At 66.6% G+C, this 20,045-nt stretch carries 17 protein-coding genes; 4 read left to right on the top strand and 13 right to left on the bottom strand.

Annotated elements, in window-relative coordinates:
* Positions 1–9 precede the first annotated feature (9 nt).
* Positions 10–2,409 (top strand): penicillin-binding protein 1C, encoded by a 2,400-nt coding sequence (gene pbpC, locus ACZ9YD_RS08345; RefSeq protein WP_465074669.1) that lies wholly within the window; start codon positions 10–12, stop codon positions 2,407–2,409.
* A gap of 179 nt (positions 2,410–2,588) precedes the next feature.
* On the opposite strand, the gene ACZ9YD_RS08340 is transcribed toward pbpC, so the two are convergent.
* Positions 2,589–3,068 (bottom strand): redoxin family protein, encoded by a 480-nt coding sequence (locus ACZ9YD_RS08340; protein WP_465074668.1) that lies wholly within the window; start codon positions 3,066–3,068, stop codon positions 2,589–2,591.
* A 137-nt stretch (positions 3,069–3,205) separates the two neighbouring features.
* Between ACZ9YD_RS08340 and ACZ9YD_RS08335 the strand changes: the two genes are divergently transcribed.
* Positions 3,206–3,709, top strand: a complete 504-nt coding sequence (locus tag ACZ9YD_RS08335; protein WP_465074666.1) for an Hsp20/alpha crystallin family protein — start codon at positions 3,206–3,208, stop codon at positions 3,707–3,709.
* 138 nt (positions 3,710–3,847) lie between these two features.
* Positions 3,848–4,753 carry a DnaJ C-terminal domain-containing protein gene (locus tag ACZ9YD_RS08330; RefSeq protein ID WP_465074665.1) on the top strand — a complete coding sequence of 302 codons (906 nt, stop codon included), beginning with the start codon at positions 3,848–3,850 and terminating at the stop codon, positions 4,751–4,753.
* Positions 4,754–5,027: 274 nt separating this feature from the next.
* Here ACZ9YD_RS08330 and pilH read toward each other — a convergent pair whose 3' ends face one another.
* The 12 genes from pilH to purB form a co-directional block, all read right to left on the bottom strand.
* Positions 5,028–5,411 carry a twitching motility response regulator PilH gene (pilH, locus tag ACZ9YD_RS08325; RefSeq protein ID WP_465074663.1) on the bottom strand — a complete coding sequence of 128 codons (384 nt, stop codon included), beginning with the start codon at positions 5,409–5,411 and terminating at the stop codon, positions 5,028–5,030.
* A 67-nt stretch (positions 5,412–5,478) separates the two neighbouring features.
* Entirely contained in the window at positions 5,479–6,471 is a 993-nt protein-coding gene (locus ACZ9YD_RS08320; RefSeq protein WP_465074662.1) for an acrylyl-CoA reductase family protein, read from the bottom strand.
* Positions 6,472–6,488: 17 nt separating this feature from the next.
* Positions 6,489–6,782 carry a GIY-YIG nuclease family protein gene (locus ACZ9YD_RS08315; RefSeq protein ID WP_465074661.1) on the bottom strand — a complete coding sequence of 98 codons (294 nt, stop codon included), beginning with the start codon at positions 6,780–6,782 and terminating at the stop codon, positions 6,489–6,491.
* 284 nt (positions 6,783–7,066) lie between these two features.
* Positions 7,067–7,660: an LOG family protein gene (locus ACZ9YD_RS08310; protein ID WP_465074660.1), complete on the bottom strand. Its 594-nt coding sequence runs from the start codon at positions 7,658–7,660 to the stop codon at positions 7,067–7,069.
* A gap of 115 nt (positions 7,661–7,775) precedes the next feature.
* Positions 7,776–9,212 carry a dihydrolipoyl dehydrogenase gene (gene lpdA, locus ACZ9YD_RS08305; RefSeq protein WP_465074659.1) on the bottom strand — a complete coding sequence of 479 codons (1,437 nt, stop codon included), beginning with the start codon at positions 9,210–9,212 and terminating at the stop codon, positions 7,776–7,778.
* A 118-nt stretch (positions 9,213–9,330) separates the two neighbouring features.
* Entirely contained in the window at positions 9,331–10,569 is a 1,239-nt protein-coding gene (sucB, locus tag ACZ9YD_RS08300; RefSeq protein ID WP_465074657.1) for a dihydrolipoyllysine-residue succinyltransferase, read from the bottom strand.
* Positions 10,570–10,626: 57 nt separating this feature from the next.
* Positions 10,627–13,467, bottom strand: coding sequence for a 2-oxoglutarate dehydrogenase E1 component (locus ACZ9YD_RS08295; protein ID WP_465074655.1), 2,841 nt, complete (start codon positions 13,465–13,467; stop codon positions 10,627–10,629).
* 199 nt (positions 13,468–13,666) lie between these two features.
* The gene (locus ACZ9YD_RS08290; protein WP_465074654.1) at positions 13,667–14,578 is read right to left on the bottom strand and encodes a GNAT family N-acetyltransferase; all 912 of its coding nucleotides are present in this window, start codon (positions 14,576–14,578) and stop codon (positions 13,667–13,669) included.
* Positions 14,575–15,795 carry a JmjC domain-containing protein gene (locus tag ACZ9YD_RS08285; RefSeq protein WP_465074652.1) on the bottom strand — a complete coding sequence of 407 codons (1,221 nt, stop codon included), beginning with the start codon at positions 15,793–15,795 and terminating at the stop codon, positions 14,575–14,577. Before ACZ9YD_RS08285 ends, ACZ9YD_RS08290 begins: the two co-directional genes overlap by 4 nt.
* Before the next feature lie 245 nt (positions 15,796–16,040).
* Positions 16,041–16,439, bottom strand: coding sequence for a VOC family protein (locus ACZ9YD_RS08280; protein WP_465074651.1), 399 nt, complete (start codon positions 16,437–16,439; stop codon positions 16,041–16,043).
* Between the two features lie 16 nt (positions 16,440–16,455).
* On the bottom strand, positions 16,456–16,986 hold the full coding sequence (locus ACZ9YD_RS08275; RefSeq protein WP_465074650.1) for a DUF3060 domain-containing protein: 531 nt from the start codon (positions 16,984–16,986) through the stop codon (positions 16,456–16,458).
* A 76-nt stretch (positions 16,987–17,062) separates the two neighbouring features.
* Positions 17,063–18,445, bottom strand: a complete 1,383-nt coding sequence (gene purB, locus ACZ9YD_RS08270; protein WP_465074648.1) for an adenylosuccinate lyase — start codon at positions 18,443–18,445, stop codon at positions 17,063–17,065.
* A gap of 121 nt (positions 18,446–18,566) precedes the next feature.
* Here purB and ACZ9YD_RS08265 point away from each other — a divergent pair, with 121 nt between their 5' ends.
* On the top strand, positions 18,567–19,982 hold the full coding sequence (locus ACZ9YD_RS08265; RefSeq protein ID WP_465074647.1) for a class II fumarate hydratase: 1,416 nt from the start codon (positions 18,567–18,569) through the stop codon (positions 19,980–19,982).
* Positions 19,983–20,045 lie beyond the last annotated feature (63 nt).

Below are 20,045 nucleotides of genomic sequence, written 5' to 3'. Positions count from 1 at the left end.
CATCGGCCGATGCGCGCGCAACCGATGCGGGGCGGGCGTCTGGCGACTGAGCGCGCCACGCGTCTGCGTTCCGGTGCGCTCGCGCTCCTGCGCTGGGGCACGGTTGCCGTGTTGCTGACACTGCTGGCACTCGACCTCGCATTCCCACCCCAGTTGCCGACACGCGCCGACACCAGCGTCATCGTCGTCGCGCGCGACGGCACGCCGCTGCGCGCGTTCGCCGATGCCGACGGCGTATGGCGGCACCCCGCGACGCCGGACAGGGTGTCGCCGCTGTACTTGCAGGCGTTGCTCGGCTACGAGGACCGCTGGTTCCGTCGCCATCCGGGCATCAATCCCTGGGCGCTCGCACGCGCGGCGGGGCAGTGGACGCGAGGCGGGCGCATCGTCTCGGGTGGTTCGACGCTGACGATGCAGGTTGCGCGCATCCTCGATCCGACACCGCGTGGCCGCACCGTGGGCGGCAAGCTTGTGCAGGTGCTGCGCGCGGTGCAGTTGGAAGTGCATCTATCCAAGGACGAGATCCTCGCGCTGTATCTGACGCGCGCACCGTTCGGCGGCACGATCGAAGGCGTCGAGGCCGCGAGCTGGGCTTATCTCGGTAAACCGGCGTCGCAGCTCTCGCACGCCGAGGCCGCGCTGCTCGCAGTGTTGCCGCAGGCGCCGAGCCGGCTGCGCCCGGACCGCGAACCCGAGGCCGCACGCATGGCGCGCGACAAGGTGCTCGAACGCATGGCGACGCTGGGTGTGTGGTCGCGCGCCGAGGTCGACGATGCCAAGGTCGAAGGAGTCGTCGCGCGCAGCCTGCGTCAGCCGATGCACGCGGCATTGCTCGCGCAGCGTCTACGCGAATCCGCACCGCGACAGGCGCGCATCGTGTCGACGATCGACATCGGCCTGCAGCGCGTGCTGGAACAGCGCGTGTCGAGTTACTTCTCGCAATTGCCCGAGCGCACCTCGGCCGCGCTGCTCGTCGTCGACAACCGCACGTTGGAGGCACAGGCATATGTCGGTTCGGTCGCGTTCGGCGACCGCGCGCGGTTGGGACACGTGGACATGGTCCGCGCGTGGCGCTCGCCGGGTTCCACGCTCAAACCGTTCCTCTACGGCATGGCGCTCGATGACGGCCTGATCCATTCCGGCAGCCTGATGAGCGATGCGCCGCAGTCCTTCGACGGGTACCGCCCCGGCAACTTCGACGCCGCGTTCAACGGACCGGTCGCGGCGGACGACGCATTGCGGCTGTCGCTCAACGTGCCCGCGGTCGATCTGCTCGATCGCGTCGGCCCTGCGCGTTTCGCGGCGCGGCTGGAGAATGCCGGCGTGACCCTGCGCTTTCCGCGTGGCGCGGTGCCGAACCTGTCGCTGATCCTCGGCGGCACGGGCGCGACGCTGGAACAGCTGGTCGGGGCGCATGCCGCATTGCATCGCGAAGGCATCGCCGGCCGTGTGCGGCTGACGCCCGATGCGCCGCTGGTCGAACGCCGACTGATGTCGCCGGGCGCGGCGTGGATCGTGCGCGAGATCCTCGAATCGAATCCGCGGCCCGGCGAGCGCATCGAGACCTTCGACACAGGCGGTCGTCCACGCGTGTCGTGGAAGACCGGCACCAGCTATGGCTATCGCGACGCCTGGGCGATCGGTGGGACGCATCGCTACACGGTCGGTGTGTGGGTGGGGCGGCCCGACGGCACGCCGCTGCCGGGCCAGTACGGCGCGGTGACTGCACTGCCATTGCTGTTCGAGACCGTTGACAGCCTGCCGCGCGATCGCGCCGACGCAGTACGCACGCCGCCGCCGCGCAACGTGCGCGAAGTCGAGATCTGCTGGCCACTCGGTACGGCTGCGGACACGCAGATCGCTGCGTTGTGCCAGCGCCGCCGCGATGCCTGGACGCTCGACGGCAACGTGCCGCCGACGCTGCCGGAACGCGATGCACGTCGCTGGGGCGCGGGCGTCGTGCGTTTCGATGTCGATGCGACCAGCGGCTTGCGTCTGTCCGCCGAGTGCAGCGCGACGCACGTGCGTCGCAGCACTGAAGTCGCCCGCTGGCCCGCTCTTGTAGCGCCGTGGTTGCCGGCGACGGCGCGCCAGGCATCGAGACTGCCCGCGTTGTCGCCGGACTGCGCGCCCGACGGCCGCGACGCGTCAGAGGCCCTGCACATCGAAGGCCTGACCCCCGGCACCCTGCTGGCACGGCCACCGAACAGCACGCATGGCGTGCGCCTGCAGTTGCGCGCGCTCGGCAGCGAGGGACGCGTGCAGTGGCTGCTCGACGGCCGCTGGATCGGCGAGACGCGCGGCACGCAGTGGCTGCGGCACGAGTTCGACACGCCGGGCGCGCATACGCTAACGGTGCTCGCGGATGACGGGGCGTGGCGGAGCGTGGAGTTTCGGGTGGCGGAGTGAGGCTTCTGACCGAAACCCTCGAGGGCGTATTGACCGTCATCCCAGCGAAGGCTGGGATCCATTTTTGATCCTGATTTCCGACGTTGAAACCGAGATCAAAATGGGCCCCAGCGTGCGCTGGGGCGACGCGAGGAATGTTTCTGGGTTGCAGAAGATGCGCGCGCTTTAAAGCGCAACGCTCACCCCAGATTCGCCAGCACATGCTCCGCCGACGAGACCTTGAACTCGCCCGGCGCTTCGACGAACAACTGCTTGACCACGCCATCTTCGGCATACAGCGCGAAGCGCTTCGCGCGCAGGCCCATGCCGTAGGCGCTGGCGTCCATCTCCAGGCCCATCGCCTTGACCAGATCGCCGTTGCCATCGGACACCATCTGCAGGCCGTCCGGCACGCCGACGCTTTCGCCCCAGGCCTGCATCACGAAGGGATCGTTGACGGCGATGCAGATCACGTCGATGCCGCGCTTGCGGAAGGTCTCGAAGTGTTCGACGAAGCCGGGCAGGTGATGTTCCGAGCAGGTCGGCGTGAACGCGCCGGGCACTGCGAATAGCACGACCTGCTTGCCGGTGAACAGCGTCGGGGTGTCGATGACGCGGACGCCGTCGTGGATGTGCTTGAGCGCGACTTCGGGAATCGTGTCGCCGATCTGGATCGTCATGGGGGCGTTCCGGGGGAGGGTGAACGGAAGTCTAGCCGCTCATGGCGTGAGCTCACGGCGATGCTTGAAAGCCCCGCGCCGGCACCCAGATCGGGGACATCGCGGCCACCGGTGCCGCCCAAGTTCGGAGTCATTCCATGCGCCATGAAGCGTTTCGCGCCGTCGCCCGTCTCTCGGCCCGCGACACCTCGCCGCGTCTGCACGACGAGATGCGCCAGTTCCTGCAGCAATTCGTTCACGGTGATGCCGATGCATCGTCGGTCGTCACCAGCGAGTGGACGCCGCGCGTCGACATCCGCGAGGAGCGCTCGCGTTTCGTGATCCTCGCCGACCTGCCGGGCATCGATCCGGCGCAGGTCGAGATCTGGATGGACAGGGGTGTGCTGAGCCTCAAGGGCGAACGTGCGCCTGCGAGCCAGGACGCCATCGACAGCGACGCCAACGAAGTGCGGTTCTCGCGCGTCGAGCGCAACACCGGTCGCTTCCATCGTCGCTTCACCCTGCCCGACAGCGCCGACGCCGATGCGATCACCGCCAGCGGCCATCACGGCGTGCTCGAGATCAGCATTCCCAAGCGCGCCGAGTCCACGCCGCGTCGCATCCAGGTCGGTGCGGCGCCGGAGGCAGGCACGCGCCAGTAAGGGCTGATCGGCCGCGGCTGCGTCATCTGCAGCTTCGGCATCCACGACGTGGCGACGGCCTGCAGGTATCCTGCGGGCCGTCGCCGATCGTGGCGTTCCATTCCTGACGGGCACGCGCCCGCACCGGACGCAAAACAGATGCAGTTCAAGGATTACTACGAGATTCTCGGCGTCGAGCCGAACGCGGGCGATGCGGAGATCAAGACCGCGTACCGCCGGCTCGCGCGCAAGTACCACCCGGACGTCAGCAAGGAGCCGGGCGCGGAAGACACCTTCAAGTCGGTCAACGAGGCCTACGAGGCGCTGCGCGACCCGGAGAAGCGCAAGGCCTACGACGGCCTGCGTGCACGCGGCTACCGGCCGGGCGACGACGTGCAGCCGCCACCGGGCGGATTCGGTGGTGGACCGGGCGGTGTGGATTTCGACGAGATCTTCGCCGGCGGTGGCGCGGGCGGGGGATTCAGCGATTTCTTCGAACAGATGTTCGGCCGGCGCGCGGGCGGCTATGCCGGTCCGCAACAGCCCGGTCGCGGCGGTCCGCAGCCGCGCGGCGACACGCGCGCGCGTCTGGCGGTGACGCTGGAGACGATCCACCGCGGCGACAGCGTGCGCGTGCCGGTGATGGGCAAGACCTTCGAGGTGAAGATTCCGCGCGGCATCCGGCCGGGGCAGGTCGTGCGCCTGCCGCGACAGGGCCAGCACGGCGGCGACCTGCTGCTGGAAATCGAATACGCCGCGCATCCGGATTTCGAAGTCGACGGCCGCAACATCATCCACACCTTGCCGATCGCGCCGTGGGATGCGGCGCTGGGAGCAACGATCAGCGTTGCGACACTCGGCGGGCATGTGGATCTGAAGATCCCGGCGAGTTCGGAAGCCGGACGCAAACTGCGTCTGCGCGGGCGTGGATTACCGGGTGCCGGCGGTGCGCCGGATGGCGACCAGATCGTCGAACTCGAGATCCAGGCACCGGTCGCGAACGACATGCTGCAGGTCGCGGCGTACGAGGCCCTGCGCGATTCGTTTGCGGTCGGGAAGAAGTAGGCGGCGACTGTCCAGCCTGTGCTGAGGCGGAAGTCGGACAATCAGAGACTGCCGGCTCTAGTTCGTCATCCCAGCGGCTTTCAACAGACGTATGTCCAGTCACGCTGGAACGCTTTTCTCAACAGCCGGATGACTGGTCATCCGGTTTGATTCTTGGGGCTGGGCGAGGGCGCGCAAAGATCAACATGGGCGCCAGCTTGTCCAGACAAGCGTCAGTCGAATGCCGCTGGTACGGCAGTGACACGCCGCGAAGCGCCGTCGCATCAGCGCAAACTCAAGCAGCCGGCGCCGCACCGCCTCCGATCGTTTTGAGAATCGCGTCCGATAGCTCGACTTCGCTGAAGGGCTTGGTGAGGTAGGCCTTCGCACCTTGGCGCATACCCCAGACGCGATCGGTGTCCTGGTCCTTCGTGGTCACCAGGATCACCGGGATGTGCGCGGTCGTCGGCTCGCGCGTGATCGAACGCGTGGCCTGGAAACCGTTGAGGTTCGGCATCACCACATCCATCAGAATGAGGTCCGGCAGCTCACGTTTGGCCGCGTCCACGCCGGCCTGGCCGTCCTCTGCGGTCAGTGCCTCATGGCCGAGCTTTTCGACGATGCGCCGGATGCCCATCAACTGGGACGGCGAGTCGTCCACGATCAGAATGCGTGCCATCGATTCCCCCTCGATATATCGATTGCGATTCTATCCGCGCATTCAGCGCTCGCGCGCACAACTGACATCAAAGCGTGACGAGCGTCCGCCCAAATGAGCCGCCACCGAGCATCGTGTCGAACACATTCGGCAATTCCGACAATCCGACGTCGCGGGTGCAGATCGCATCGAGATGCCGCGGCTTCCAGTCGCTGGCGAGATGCTGCCAGACCGCGTCGCGCACATCGCGCAGCGTACCCGCCGATGCCACGCCCAGCAGCGATACGCCGCGGATGATGAAGGGCATGACTGTGGCACCGAGGTCCGCGCTCGCAGCGAGCCCGGCGCTGGCGACGTTGCCGTAGGGCACCGTCTGCGCGAGCAGGCTGACCAGCATCGGACCACCGACATTGTCGAGCCCGCCACCGAAGCGTGCGGATTCCATCGGGCGCGTGGTGCCGAGTGCATCGCGTCCGAGCACCTCCGATGCGCCAATCGTTTTCAGATAATCCGCATGCTCGGGCTTGCCGCTGACCGCGTGCACTTCGAAGCCCGCGCTGCTGAAGATGTCGACCGCGAGCGAACCCACGCCGCCGGTCGCGCCGGTGACGGCGAGCGGCCCGAGTTCCGGTGTCTGCCGGTTCTCGTGCATGCGCAGCAAGGCGAGCGCCGCAGTGAATCCGGCGGTGCCGAGGATCATGCTTTCGCGCAGGCTCAACCCGGCGGGCAGGGGCACGGCCCATTTCGATTCGACGCGCGCGTAGCGCGTGTAGCCGCCGTCGCGCGTCTCGGACAGGCCGCTGCCGGTGACGAGCACTGCGTCGCCTTCCTTGAACGCCGGATCTCGCGAGGCGAGCACATGCCCGGCGACATCGATGCCGCCGACCAGGGGAAAGCGCCGCAGGATCTTGCCCTTGCCGGTGCCCGCCAGCGCGTCCTTGAAGTTCACAGACGAATGCGCGACCGCGATGTCGATCTCGCCGTCGGCGAGGTCATCGATGGCGATCTGCTCGATGCCGCTGCGGTAACCGGCGTCGTCGTTGTGGATACGGAAGGCGTCGAAACGGGCGGGAATGGGCATCCGGAAACCTCGGGGTGTCAGATGAGGTCAGGATACAGGTCGTGCCAATCGGGATTGGTCGACTCGATCAGCTGGAGCTTCCACAGGCGCCGCCAGGCCTTCATGCGCTTCTCGTGGACGATCGCGGCCTCCATCGTGTCGTGCGTTTCGAACCACACGAGATGATGGATACAGTGCTTCGAGGTAAAGCCTGCTGTCAGATTGTGGCGGTGTTGCCAGACGCGCTGCGGGAGATTCGATGTCACGCCGATGTAGAGCGTGCCGCGTGGTGCGCTGGCGAGGATGTAGGTGCAAGGGAGGCGGTCGCGCATGGTGGCGGCTACAAGGTCGGAGCTCCGATCGTTGCAGGCAGGTGTATGGCGGGTTGTCGGACTGGGCCGCGAGCCAATGTCGCATGAAGATCAAAATGGGCCCCAGCTTTCGCTGGGGCGACGGGCGTGACATTACCGGACACGGGAAGTGACAGATCCCGGGAACGTCATCCCAGCGAAAGCTGGGATCCATTTTCGCGATCGAAATGATCCAAGCGAATATGGTGAGCTCTTAAGCATTCGCAGTGGATTGCCTTGGTGCAGCACCCCCACTGCGAATCAGCTCACTTCACAACACTGCGCCGCTTCTCGTCGATCCACTTGCTCGCCTGCGCCGGCTCATACGCCCGCATCCACGCCAGCATCTCGTCGATGTCGCTGCCATACCAGAGGTCGGCGCGCTGATCCGGGTGCAGGAACCGCTCTTCGACCATGCGGTCGATCATGCCGATCAGCGGGGCGTAGAAGCCGTCGATGTCGAGGAAGGCGCAGGGCTTGTTGCCGATGCCGAGCTGGCGCCAGGTCAGCATCTCGAAGATCTCTTCCATCGTGCCGAAGCCGCCGGGCAGGGCGACGAAGCCGTCGGAGAGTTCGAACATGCGCATCTTGCGGGCGTGCATCGAATCGACGATCTCGAGTTCCGTCAGGCCGCGGTGCGCGACTTCCCAGTCGGCGAGCTGCTGCGGGATCACGCCAGTCACTTCGCCGCCGGCTTCGAGCACGGCGTTGGCGACGGTGCCCATCAGGCCGACGTTGCCGCCGCCGTAGACCAAACGCAGGCCGTCTTTCGCGAGCCGATCGCCCAGCGCCATCGCGCGTTCGGCGTAGACGGGTTTGTTGCCGGCGTTGGAGCCGCAGTAGACACAGATCGATTTCATCAGGGATGTCCTTGTAGTCGGAGGTGATCGCCCGGTGGCGTGCAGACGGTTCGCCGGGCCGGAAAGCAGGAAGGCTCCGCCTGGGCGGAGCCTTCTTGGGTCAAGGCGATGGAACTCAGTTCGCCTTGTGGATCGACCGCTTGTCGACCGCCATGGCCGCGTCGTGCACCACTTCCGACAGCGAAGGATGCGCGTGGCAGATGCGGGCGAGGTCGTCGGCAGAGCCGCTGAACTCCATCGTCAGCACGCCTTCGTGCACGAGCTCGGAGACGTTGACGCCGACGAGATGCATGCCGAGCACGCGATCGGTTTCGGCGTGCGCGAGTACCTTGACGAAGCCCGTGGCCTCGATCATCGCAACCGCGCGACCGTTGGCGGCGAACGGGAAGCTGCCCGCCTTGTACGGGATGCCTTCGTCCTTGAGCTGCTGCTCAGTCTTGCCGACCCAGGCCAGCTCCGGCTCGGTGTAGATGACCCACGGAATCGTGTCGAAATTGACGTGGCCCGGCAGGCCGGCGATGAGTTCAGCGACCGCGATGCCTTCCTCGAAGCCCTTGTGCGCCAGCATCGGGCCGCGCACGCAGTCACCGACCGCCCACACGCCATCGACGCCGGTGTGGCAGTGGTCGTCGACTTCGATCTGGCCACGATCGGTCAGCTTCACGCCGCTGTCGTCGGCCAGCAGGCCCTTGCTCGCCGCCTTGCGGCCCACGGCGACCAGCAGCTTGTCGACGGTGATCGTCTGCTCGCCGCTGCCGTCGGTGTAGCTGACGACGACTTCCTTCTTCTTGCCCTTGCCGGTGATCTCGGTCTTGGAGACCTTGGCGCCCAGCTTGATGTCGAGGCCCTGCTTCTTGAATTCCTTCAGCGCGGTCTTCGCCACTTCGGCGTCGGCCAGTGCGAGGAAGTCGGGCAGTGCTTCGAGGATCGTGACCTCGGCGCCGAGACGCTTCCACACGCTGCCGAGCTCCAGACCGATCACGCCGGCGCCGATGACGGCCAGGCGCTTCGGCACTTCGGTGAAGTCCAGGCCGCCGACGTTGTCGACGATGGTGTCGCCATCGAACTTCGCGAACGGCAATTCGATCGAATCCGAACCCGCGGCGATGATGACGTTGGCGCCGGTCAACTCGACTTCGGTGCCGTCGTGCTGCGCGACCTTGACCAGACGATCGGCGTGCAGCGTGGCGAAGCCGTAGTACGGCGTGACCTTGTTCGCCTTGAACAGCATCGCGATGCCGCCGGTGAACTGCTTCACGATCTTGTCCTTGCGACCGATCATCGCTTCGACATCGATCTTCGGATCCTTGAAGCTGATGCCGTGGTCGCCAAAGATGTGGCCCATGTTCCAGAACTGGCGCGAGGAATCGAGCAGCGCCTTCGACGGAATGCAGCCCACGCGCAGGCAGGTGCCACCGAGGGCAGGCTTGCCGTCCTTGCCCAGCGCGGCGTCGATGCAGGCGACGGTCTTGCCGAGCTGCGCGGCGCGGATGGCGGCGTGGTAACCGGCCGGGCCGGCACCGATGACGACGACGTCGAATTGTTCAGCCATGGGGGAATTCCTTCTTTCGATGCCTGCGGTAGAGGGCAGGGTGCCGATGCGGCGAATTTGGGGGTGCGGCGCGGGCGCCACACGTGCGAACCCCCTCCGTGGAGGGGGTCGCGGCGCATCACATGCCGAGCAGCATGCGGTGCGGGTTTTCCAGCTGGTTCTTGATGTCCACCAGGAACAGCACCGCGTCCTTGCCGTCGATGATGCGGTGGTCGTAGGACAGCGCCAGGTACATCATCGGCGCGGCGATCACCTGGCCGTTCTCGACGATCGCGCGCTCCTTGATGGCGTGCATGCCCAGGATCGCCGACTGCGGCGGGTTGACGATCGGCGTCGACATCAGCGAGCCGAAGGTGCCGCCGTTGGTGATCGTGAACGTACCGCCCTGCAGGTCATCCAGGCCCAGCTTGCCGTCGCGCGCCTTCTTGGCGTAATCGGCGATGCCCTGCTCGATTTCGGCAAAGCCCTGGCGCTCGACATTGCGCAGCACTGGCGTCACCAGACCGCGATCGGTCGAGATGGCGACCGAGATGTCGGCGTAGCCGTGATAGATGATGTCGGTGCCGTCGACCGAGGCGTTAACCACCGGGTACTTGGCCAGCGCGTTGGCCGCGGCCTTGGCGAAGAAGCTCATGAAGCCGAGCTTGATGCCGTAGTCCTTCTGGAACTGCTCGCCGAGTTCCTTGCGCAGCGCCATCACCTTGCCGAGGTTGACCTCGTTGAACGAGGTCAGCATCGCGATCGATTCCTTCGACTGCATCAGGCGTGCAGCGATGGTCTTGCGGATGCGGGTCATCGGCACGCGCTCTTCCGGACGTGCGCCACCCGACACGCCGGGGGTCTTGCCCGAGGCGTAGTTCAGCAGGTCTTCCTTGGTCACCGCACCGCGGCGCCCCGTGCCTTCGACCTGCGAGGCGTCGATGCCCTTGGTCTCGGCAGTGAAACGTGCGCCCGGCGGCAGGCCATCGTTCTTGCCCGACGATGTCTGCGGCTTGGTCGAGGCGGGCGCCTTCTCGTCGGCCTTCTTGGCGTCCGACTTCGGCTGCACTTCCTCGGCGCCGGCGGCCGGCGCTTCCTTGTCCTTGGCGCCCGATTCGGCGGCCGGCGCTTCTGCTGCGGCGCCTTCCTCGATGATCGCGATGACCTGCGCGCTGTTGACCGTCGCACCTTCTTCGAACTTGATTTCCTTCAGCACGCCGTCGACGGTCGAAGGCACTTCGAGGACGACCTTGTCGGTCTCCAGGTCGACGAGATTCTCGTCGCGCTTGACCGCATCGCCGGCCTTTTTGTGCCAGGTGGCGATGGTCGCGTCGGAGACGGATTCGGGCAGGACCGGGACTTTGATTTCAGTGGCCATGTGGCTTCCTGGAAAAGCGTTGAATGTGGGGAATGGATGAGCGGAGTGCGCGCCGGATTATTCGGCGAGCACCTTGCCGGCGAGATCGTTGACCAGCGCATCGGCGATCAGCTGCTGCTGCTCGGCGACGTGGTCGTTGAAATGACCTACGGCGGGCGAGGGCGAGCGTGCGCGACCGGCGTAATGCACGGACTGCTTGGCACCCGAGCAGAACTCGAGGTGGTGCTTGATCTGGTACCAGGCGCCCTGGTTCTGCGGCTCTTCCTGACACCACACCAGTTCGGTGGCCTTCGGGAAGCGCTTGAGCTCGGCGGCCAGCAGCTCGCGTGGGAACGGATACAGCTGTTCCACGCGCAGCAGTGCGACGTTGTCGAGGCCCTGCTTGCGAGACTCTTCCAGCAGGTCGTAATAGACCTTGCCCGAACACGCGACCACGCGCGTGACCTTTTTCGGGTCGGCGTCGGCATCGGGAATCAGGTGCTGGAACTCGCCGTTGGCCAGTTCCTCGAGCGAGGACACGGCCAGCTTGTGGCGCAGCAGCGACTTCGGGGTCATGACGACCAGCGGCTTGCGCGTGGTCATGCACAGCTGGCGACGGATCATGTGGAACGCCTGCGCCGGCGTGGTCGGCACGCAGACCATCATGTTCTCGAGCGCGCACAGCTGCAGGAAGCGCTCAAGGCGCGCCGAGCTGTGCTCGGGGCCCTGGCCTTCATAGCCGTGCGGCAGGAACAGCGCCAGACCGCAGAGGCGATCCCACTTGGCTTCACCCGACGACAGGAACTGGTCGATGACCACCTGGGCGCCGTTGGCGAAATCGCCGAACTGGCCTTCCCAGATGCACAGCGTGCCCGGCTCCGATGACGCATAGCCGTATTCGAACGCCATGACCGCTTCTTCGCTGAGCAGCGAGTCGATGATCGTCGCGTCTTCCGGGTTCTGCACGAGTTCGCGCAGCGGCATGTAGTTGTTGCCGGACGTCTGGTCGTGCAGCACCGCATGGCGATGGAAGAACGTGCCGCGGCCGCTGTCTTGACCCACTAGTCGCAGGCGGTGGCCGGCGTCGAGCAGGGTGGCGTAGGCGAGGTTCTCGGCAAAGCCCCAGTCGCCGGCCTGTTCGCCGCGCGCCATCTTGCGGCGGTCGTCGTAGATCTTGGCGACGCGCGCCTGCAGCGTGACGGACTCGGGTAGCGTGGTGATCTGCGTCGCCAGGGCCTTCAACTTGTCGACCGACACCGTGGTGTCGAGCGTGTCGGTCAGACGGCCGGCGAGATAGGGATCCCAGTCGATCGTCAGCTCGTAGTCGCTCGGCTTGGCATCGGCGAGTTCGACGGTGACTTCGCCCGCGTCGAGCTTGTTGCGGTAGCCGTCGACGATCGCCTTGGCATCGGCCTCGGCCATCACGCCTTCGGCGACCAGCTTCGCGGTGTAGAGCTCGCGCGGGGTCTGGTGTTTGCGGATGACCTGGTACATCAGCGGCTGCGTCGCCGCCGGCTCGTCGGCTTCGTTGTGGCCGTGACGGCGGTAGCAGACGAGATCGATGACCACGTCCTTGCCGAACTGCTGACGGAAGTCGTACGCGAGCTCGGCGCAGTACACGACCGCTTCCGGATCATCGGCATTCACGTGCAGGATGGGCGCGCCGACCATCTTGGCGACGTCGGTGCAGTACAGCGTGGAACGCGCGTCCTGCAGATCGCTGGTGGTGAAGCCGACCTGGTTGTTGATGACCACGTGCACCGTGCCGCCGACCGCGAAACCGCGGGCCTGCGACATCTGGAACAGCTCCATGTTGACGCCCTGGCCGGCGAAGGCCGCGTCGCCGTGCAGCAGCACCGGCAGCACGAGCTTGCGCTCGGTGTCGCGACGACGGTGCTGGCGCGAGCGCACGCTGCCGGCGACCACAGGGTTGACGATTTCCAGGTGCGACGGATTGAACGCCAGCGCCAGATGGACCGGACCGCCGGGCGTGGCCAGATCGGCCGAGAAGCCCATGTGGTACTTCACGTCGCCGGTGTGGGCGCGATCGGTGTCGTGGTGGTCGAACTTGCCTTCGAACTCGTCGAACAGCTTGCGCGGGTTCTTGCCGAGCGTGTTGACCAGCACGTTGAGACGGCCGCGATGGGCCATGCCGATCACGATGTCCTTGACGCCTTCCTTGCCCGCGCGCTGGATCACGCTGTCGAGCAGCGGAATCAGCGCATCGCCGCCTTCGAGCGAGAAGCGCTTCTGGCCGACGTATTTGGTATGCAGATAGCGCTCGAGACCTTCGGCCGCGGTCAGGCGTTCGAGGATGCGCTTCTTCTCCGATTCGCTGCGTGCGAAGCGGCCACCGGCTGCTTCCAGGCGCTGGTAGAGCCAGCTGCGCTGTTCGAAGTCGGGGATGTGCATGAACTCCGCGCCGATCTGGCTGGAGTAGGTGGTCTTGAGCAGCGCGAGCAGATCGCGAAGCTTCATCCGCGGCTGGCCAGCCACGCCGCCGGTGCTGAACTCGTCGTCGAGGTCGGCATCGGTCAACTGATGGAAAGGCAGGCCCAGATCCGGCGGATTGAGCGGCGGCGCCAGATCCAGCGGATCGAGCTTGGCACCCAGATGACCGCGCGAGCGGTACGCCGTGATCAGTCGACCGACATGGCGCTCGCGCTCGTCACCGGCAATGCCAGGCGACGCATCGGCAAGTCCGCGGACCGCCTTGCGACCGGCCTCGGCCACGGCCGAGACCACTGCGGAATGGGGCACGTCGCCGGCTTCACGACCTTTGAAAGCGTCGAACCACCGCTTCCAGTCCGAACCGACGCTGTCGGGATCGACGAGGTACTGCTCGTACAGGTCTTCGATAAAGGCGGCATTGGCGCCGAACTGGGAGGACTGCGCAAACTGCTTCAGGAGACTGTCCACGTCGGGGAATTCGGGCTCGTTTGGAGGGGGCAGGGCCGGACCCGGAGCGATCTCCGGAAAACAGGCGGGATCTGGCGCGAAACGACGCCGCACAGTATACGCGCGTCGTTCGCCGCGATGCACCATCGGGACGCCCCGGAGCGCGCGCAACGCTGCATCCGCAACGCGTTTCCGGCACGTCGAAAACGACGTAAACGGCTCAGATGCCCAGTGCGCGGAACTCGCTGCAGGCGCGTGAACGTTCCCACACCGGCGCGAACTGCTGCGCCAGCTGACGGGCGCGGCCGGGCAGATCCGTCGCCGCTTCCCCGTCGACGCGATGTCCGAGCGAGCGAACGTGGAAGCCGTCGGCATCGTTGACCAGAAACGCACCGGCGTACTCGCGGTCCACCGGATCGTCGACCGCGCGGAAGGCGAACGCGCTGCTGAGCCGTTGCGACAACGCCAGCAATGCCGAGCCGCGTCGCTGCACGGTGGTGGGATCGTGCAGCAGCACCTGGATCTGCACGCCGCGGCCGCCGGTCGCGAAGCGACGCAGGGCGGCGAGCACGTCGGGATGATCGTAGAGGCCGGGGTCGAGATCGCGGGTGCGCAGCCACAGCGCGCGGCGCGCGGCGGACACGAGGGTGACGGTCGCATCAACGGCCGCGGAGAGATCGTCGACCGGGAACGTCGCGCCGGCGATGCGGCGCATCGTGCGATGCGCGATGCCGGCCTCCTCGTAACGCGCCCCTTCGGCGACGAAGCCCGCGCGTGCGTACAGCGCCATCGCCTGCAGTTGCGCGTGCAGATAGGTCTCGCGCAGGCCGGCGTCGCGTGCGGCGTCGAGCAGTGCACGCAGCATCGCATCGCCGACACCGCGACCGCGCCAGTCGCTGCGCACCGCGAGCCGGCCGATGCGGCCGTCGGGTGCGATGCGACCGGCACCGATCGGGGTGCCATCGGCAGCGGTCGCGAGGACGTGCCGGCTCAGGGCATCGAGCGCGTCGCGTTCGAGCGCCGCGGGCACGCCCTGTTCGGCGACGAAGACCGCAGTGCGCACCGCGTGCGCCGCTGTCAGGTCACTGGCACCGGTGACGATGGCGACCCGGAACGGCGCCGCCGCGCTCATTCGGAATCCGCGTCCAGCAGCGTGTAGTGCCCTTCGGCCAACAGTTCGAGCACCGTTTCGCGACCGGTGCCCGACAACGCCGTATACGCGCGGCCGTCGATCTGCGCTTCCGCGGCCAGGGTGCGCGCATCGCGCAGCGCCAACGGCCACGCGGTGCCCGACACGAACAGGCGTGCGCCATTCCCGGCCCGACGCCAGGCCATCCGGCTGAAGGGATTGCGGTGCAGCACTGCCTGGCCCTGCGACAACAGCCATTCGAGTTCAATCCGTGGCGGCGCTGCGCCGCCGGCGACCACCTGCTGCGCATTGCGGTAGCCGGTGATGAAGCTGCCGAACCAGTCGCCGAGGCGATCGGGGTCCTTCATGCGCATCACGTTGAGCGCTTCGACGACGCGCACCATCGCATCGGCATCGATCTCGTTCGGATCGGCCGGCGGCTGCAGCGTCTCGTCGTGATAGCGGATCGATTCGTCGGCGTCCGCGGCCAGCGTGTCGATGTAGTCGCCCATCAGCTCGCTGACCGACGGCGCGCGCATGCCGACCGAGAACGTCAGGCAGGGATCCTCGGCCACGCCGTGGTGCGGCACCATCGGCGGCAGATAGAGCATGTCGCCGGGGCCGAGCACCCATTCGTGGGTCGGTGTGAATTCACGCAGCAACCGCAGTTCGACATCGTCGCGGAAATCCTGCGGCGGCACGCCGCGGCCCATCGCATCGGACGCATCGATCTGCCAGCGCCGATGGCCCTGGCCCTGCAGCAGGAACACGTCGTACTGGTCGACGTGCGCCCCGACCGAGCCACCGGTCGCGGCGAAGCTGACCATGACGTCGTCGATGCGCCAGCGTGGCAGGAACCCGAAATGCGGCAGCAGCGCGGCGACATCGGCATCCCATTTGTCGACGTCCTGCACCAGTAGCGTCCAGTCGCGGTCGCCGAGGCCGGGAAACAGATCCTCGTCGAACGGTCCGGTCTCGACCTGCCAGCCATCGCGCGCACGGTCGTGGCGGATCAGCCGCGACAGCGCCACTTCCTCGCAGGCCAGACCGGCGAGATCCTCGGGCTGCAGCGGGCTTTCGAGGTCCGGAAACGCGTTGCGGATCAAGAGCGGACGCTTCTGCCAGTAGTGGCGCAGGAACTGCTCGGCAGGCATGCCGAGCGGGCCATCGCCGGCGAAGCTGCGGGCGTCGATTTCGAAGGGAAGGGGGGCTCTGCTCATGGGCGGGGAGCCTACGCGAAAACGGGATCGGGCTCGATGGGTTCAGCGGTACGCGCAGTGCTTCTTCAAGCACTTCTATCCCGGTTCCCTGACGAGGTTGGATTCGTCAGAAGCCTGAATCCCCGTCATTCCGGCGCAGGCCGGAATCCAGTGACTTCGGCGCGTTGATAGAGACAAGTCACGGGATCCCGGCCTTCGACGGGATGACGACCAGAGCGTAGCCAGCTATCTCGCATCCCATCGCGTCATGTCGCAATCGCGTCATACCCGCGCGCACTGAACGCCAGCAGACACCAGCCATGCCCGAACGGATCGGCCAGTTGCACGATCCGCCCGTAGGCCTCGTCGCGGATGGCGCCTTCCTGCACCGCGCCTGCGGCAAGCGCCTGGGCCAACGCGACATCCAGATCGTCGACGACCACATCGATGTGCAGCGGCATCCAGTGCCGCGTGTACGCGCGCGGCGTCGTGCCCGCGCCGGTGCTGCCGGCCGCCTTGAGCAGCAGATACAGCGGTGCGCCCGCGCCGAGCAGTTCGACCACGTCGTCGCCAAAGCGCCGTGCCGGTGTCAGCCCTAACGCGGCGACGTAGAACGTCAGCGCGCGCTCGAGATCGTCGACATCGAGGTTGAGCAGGATGCGCATTTGCCGGCGTGCCGCGTCACATCACGCGATTGCCGGTGCCCCTGTCTTCGAGCGCCGGCGTGTTGTCGGGATTGACGACGTTCGAGGCGCCGGTGAACGTCACCCGGTCGATTCGCCGCGCGAGCACTGTGTTGCGATCGCCGGAGATCTCCAGCGCGTCGACCTCGGTCAGGTTCAAGGTGTTGTCAGCGCCGCGGACCTCGACGTTGCCGACGCGACTGTTGAGCACGGTCACCTGGCTGCCTTCCACCCGCACCGAGGTCGCATGTTCGACATTGACCGCACCATCGGATGCGGTGATGACCACGGCGCCGCAGTCGCCGTTCAGGACGAGATCGAAGCCGTCGCGGGTGATCGCGACATCCTGGCCGTTGCACTGCGCGCCGCTGGCCGGATCGGTCAACACGCCGGACACTGCCGCGGACGCGACCCGTGATGCCGCCTCCGTCGGCGATGCGCCCGTCGAGGCATCGGCGGGCGACGCCTGTCGATCGCAGGCGGTCAACGACAAGGCGGTGAGGCAGAGCAGCAGCGAAAGGTGTCGCATGGCGGTCCCGTCGGCGAGTGAAGTCGCCGCGAGCCTAGCGACGCAGATGTTCAGTCCGCGTCGCGCTGTCGGACGGTCAGATTTCGCGGGCGAGCTGTTCGGCCAGGCCGGTGTAGCCGCCCGGCAGCAGATCGCGCAGGCGCGCCTTGTCCTCGGTCGGCAGATCGAGCCCGTCGACGAAGCTGCGCATCGACTCGGCCGTGATGCCCTGGCCGCGGGTCAGTGCCTTGAGCTGCTCGTATGGATTGGGCAGGCCGTGGCGGCGCATCACCGTCTGCACGGCTTCGGCCAGCACCTCCCACGAGGCGTCGAGATCGGCGGCCAGGCGCTCGGGGTTGACGCTGAGCTTGCCCAGGCCACGCTGCAGCGCGTCGAGCGCGATCAGCGTGTGGCCGAATGCGGTGCCCAGCGCGCGCAGCACGGTGGAGTCGGTCAGGTCGCGTTGCCAGCGGCTGATCGGCAGCTTGGCGGCAAAATGTTCGAACAGCGCATTGGCGATGCCGAAGTTGCCTTCGGCGTTTTCGAAGTCGATCGGGTTGACCTTGTGCGGCATCGTCGAGCTGCCGACTTCGCCTTCCTTCAATGCCTGCTTGAAGTAGCCCAGCGAGATGTAGCCCCAGATGTCGCGGCACAGATCGACGCCGATCGTATTGATGCGCTTGTGCACGTCGCTGATCTCGGCCACGCAGTCGTGCGGTTCGATCTGGGTGGTGTAGGGATTGAACTCGATGCCCAGCGATTCGACGAAGCGCTGTGCGAACGCCGGCCAGTCGACATCGGGGTACGACACGACGTGCGCGTTGTAGTTGCCGACCGCGCCATTGATCTTGCCGGTCAGTGCGACGTCCCACAGCAGCTCGCTCTGGCGCTGCAGACGTGCGACGACGTTGGCCAGTTCCTTTCCGACCGTTGACGGTGATGCCGTCTGGCCGTGGGTACGCGACAGCAGCGGCAGCGCCGCGTGGTCGTGGGACATCGTGCGCAGCGTCTGGATCAGTGTGTCGAGCGTCGGCAGCAGCACAACCCGGCGCGCTTCGGCCAGCATCAGGGCGTAGGACAGATTGTTGATGTCCTCGCTGGTGCAGGCGAAATGCACGAACTCGAGCGACGGCGCCAGCGAGGCATTGTCCTTCAGCTGTTCTTTGATGAAGTATTCGACCGCCTTGACGTCGTGGTTGGTGGTGCGTTCGATCGCCTTGACGCGCGCGGCATCACTGACCGAGAAATCCTCCGCCAGCGACTTCAAGCGCGCGCGTTGCGCGTCGTCGAACGCGGGCAACTCCACGATGCCCGGCTCGTCGCCCAGTGCCAGCAGCCATTCGATCTCCACCCGCACGCGGGCGCGTATCAGGCCGTATTCCGAGAAGATCGGACGCAGCGCATCGACCTTGGTGGCGTAGCGGCCGTCGAGCGGCGACAGGGCGAGCAGGGCAGCTTCGGTCTTCTGGGTGTCGGACATGGGAGGCGTGGGGCGCAGCGGGCGAAGCCGTCATTTTAGCCTGTACGGCCCTCGCGTATCCTGCGGACACGACGCCAGCGACCGTGCCAGCCGAGTCATTCCCCCTCCTGGAGCCGAATCGATGCGCAAGACCCAAGACGCGACTGAGTTCCGTACCGAACACGACAGCATGGGCGCACTGCAGGTGCCTGCCGACGCCCTGTGGGGCGCGCAGACTCAGCGCGCGGTGCAGAACTTCCCGATTTCCGGCCGGCCGATGCCGCGCGGTTTCATCCGTGCGCTGGGCCTGGTCAAGGCCGCGGCCGCCGAGGTCAACGCAGGCCTGGGCCTGTTGCCGGAAAAATCCGGCAAGGCGATCCGCGCCGCGGCGCTCGAAGTCGCCGAAGGCAAGCACGACGCCCATTTTCCGGTCGACATCTACCAGACCGGTTCGGGCACCTCATCGAACATGAATGCCAACGAGGTCATCGCGACGCTGGCCTCGACCGCCACGCGCAAGGTGCATCCCAACGATCACGTCAATCTGGGCCAGAGTTCGAACGACGTGGTGCCCACCGCGATCCGGGTATCGGCGCAGCTCGCCGTCGTTGAAGACCTGCTGCCGGCGCTCAAGCACCTGCGCCGCACGATCGACAAGCGCGGCCGGTCGCTCGGCAAGGTGGTCAAGACCGGCCGCACGCATCTGATGGACGCGATGCCGCTGACCTTCGCGCAGGAATTCGGCGCGTGGTCGTCGCAACTGACGTCCGCCGAAGCGCGCCTGAGCGATGCGCTCAAGCGTCTGCGCCGCCTGCCGATCGGCGGCACCGCGATCGGCACTGGCATCAACGCGCATCCGCAGTTCGGCAAGAAGGTCGCGCGTGTGCTGTCGACGCTGACCCGCACCAGCTTCGATTCGGCCGAGGACAAGTTCGAAGGCATCGCCACCCAGGACGACGCGGTCGAACTGTCGGGCCAGCTCAATGCGCTCGCGGTCGCGCTGATCAAGATCGCCAACGATCTGCGCTGGATGAATTCCGGACCACTCGGGGGCCTCGGCGAAATCGAACTGCCGGCGCTGCAGCCGGGCAGCTCGATCATGCCGGGCAAGGTCAATCCGGTGATTCCAGAGGCGACGGTCATGGTCGCCGCGCAGGTGATCGGTCACCACGCCGCGATCACCGTGGCCGGGCAGACCGGCAACTTCCAGCTTAACGTCGCACTGCCGCTGATCGCGGCGAATCTGCTCGAATCGATCCAGCTGCTGTCGAACGTCACCCGGCTGCTGGCCGACGACGCGATCGCCGGCCTCAAGGTGCGCCGCGAGAACGTCGACGCCGCGCTCGCGCGCAACCCGATTCTGGTCACCGCGCTCAACCCGATCATCGGCTACGAGAAGGCCGCGGCGATTGCCAAGCGCGCCTACAAGGAACAGCGCCCCGTGCTCGACATCGCCCGCGAGGACAGCGGCCTGTCGGATGCCGAACTCGAAACCCTGCTCGATCCGGCCGAACTGACCAAGGGCGGCATCCACGAGGGCGCCAGCGGCGGCGGCTGAGTCGCTGCGCACTCCCAAAAAAAAGACCGGCCAATAGCCGGTCTTTTCTGTTTCGAGGCAGCG

The organism is Luteimonas sp. AC640a, from assembly GCF_979256585.1.
The sequence above is the reverse complement of the archived record's forward strand: the minus strand, read 5'-3'. Positions and strand labels throughout refer to the sequence as shown.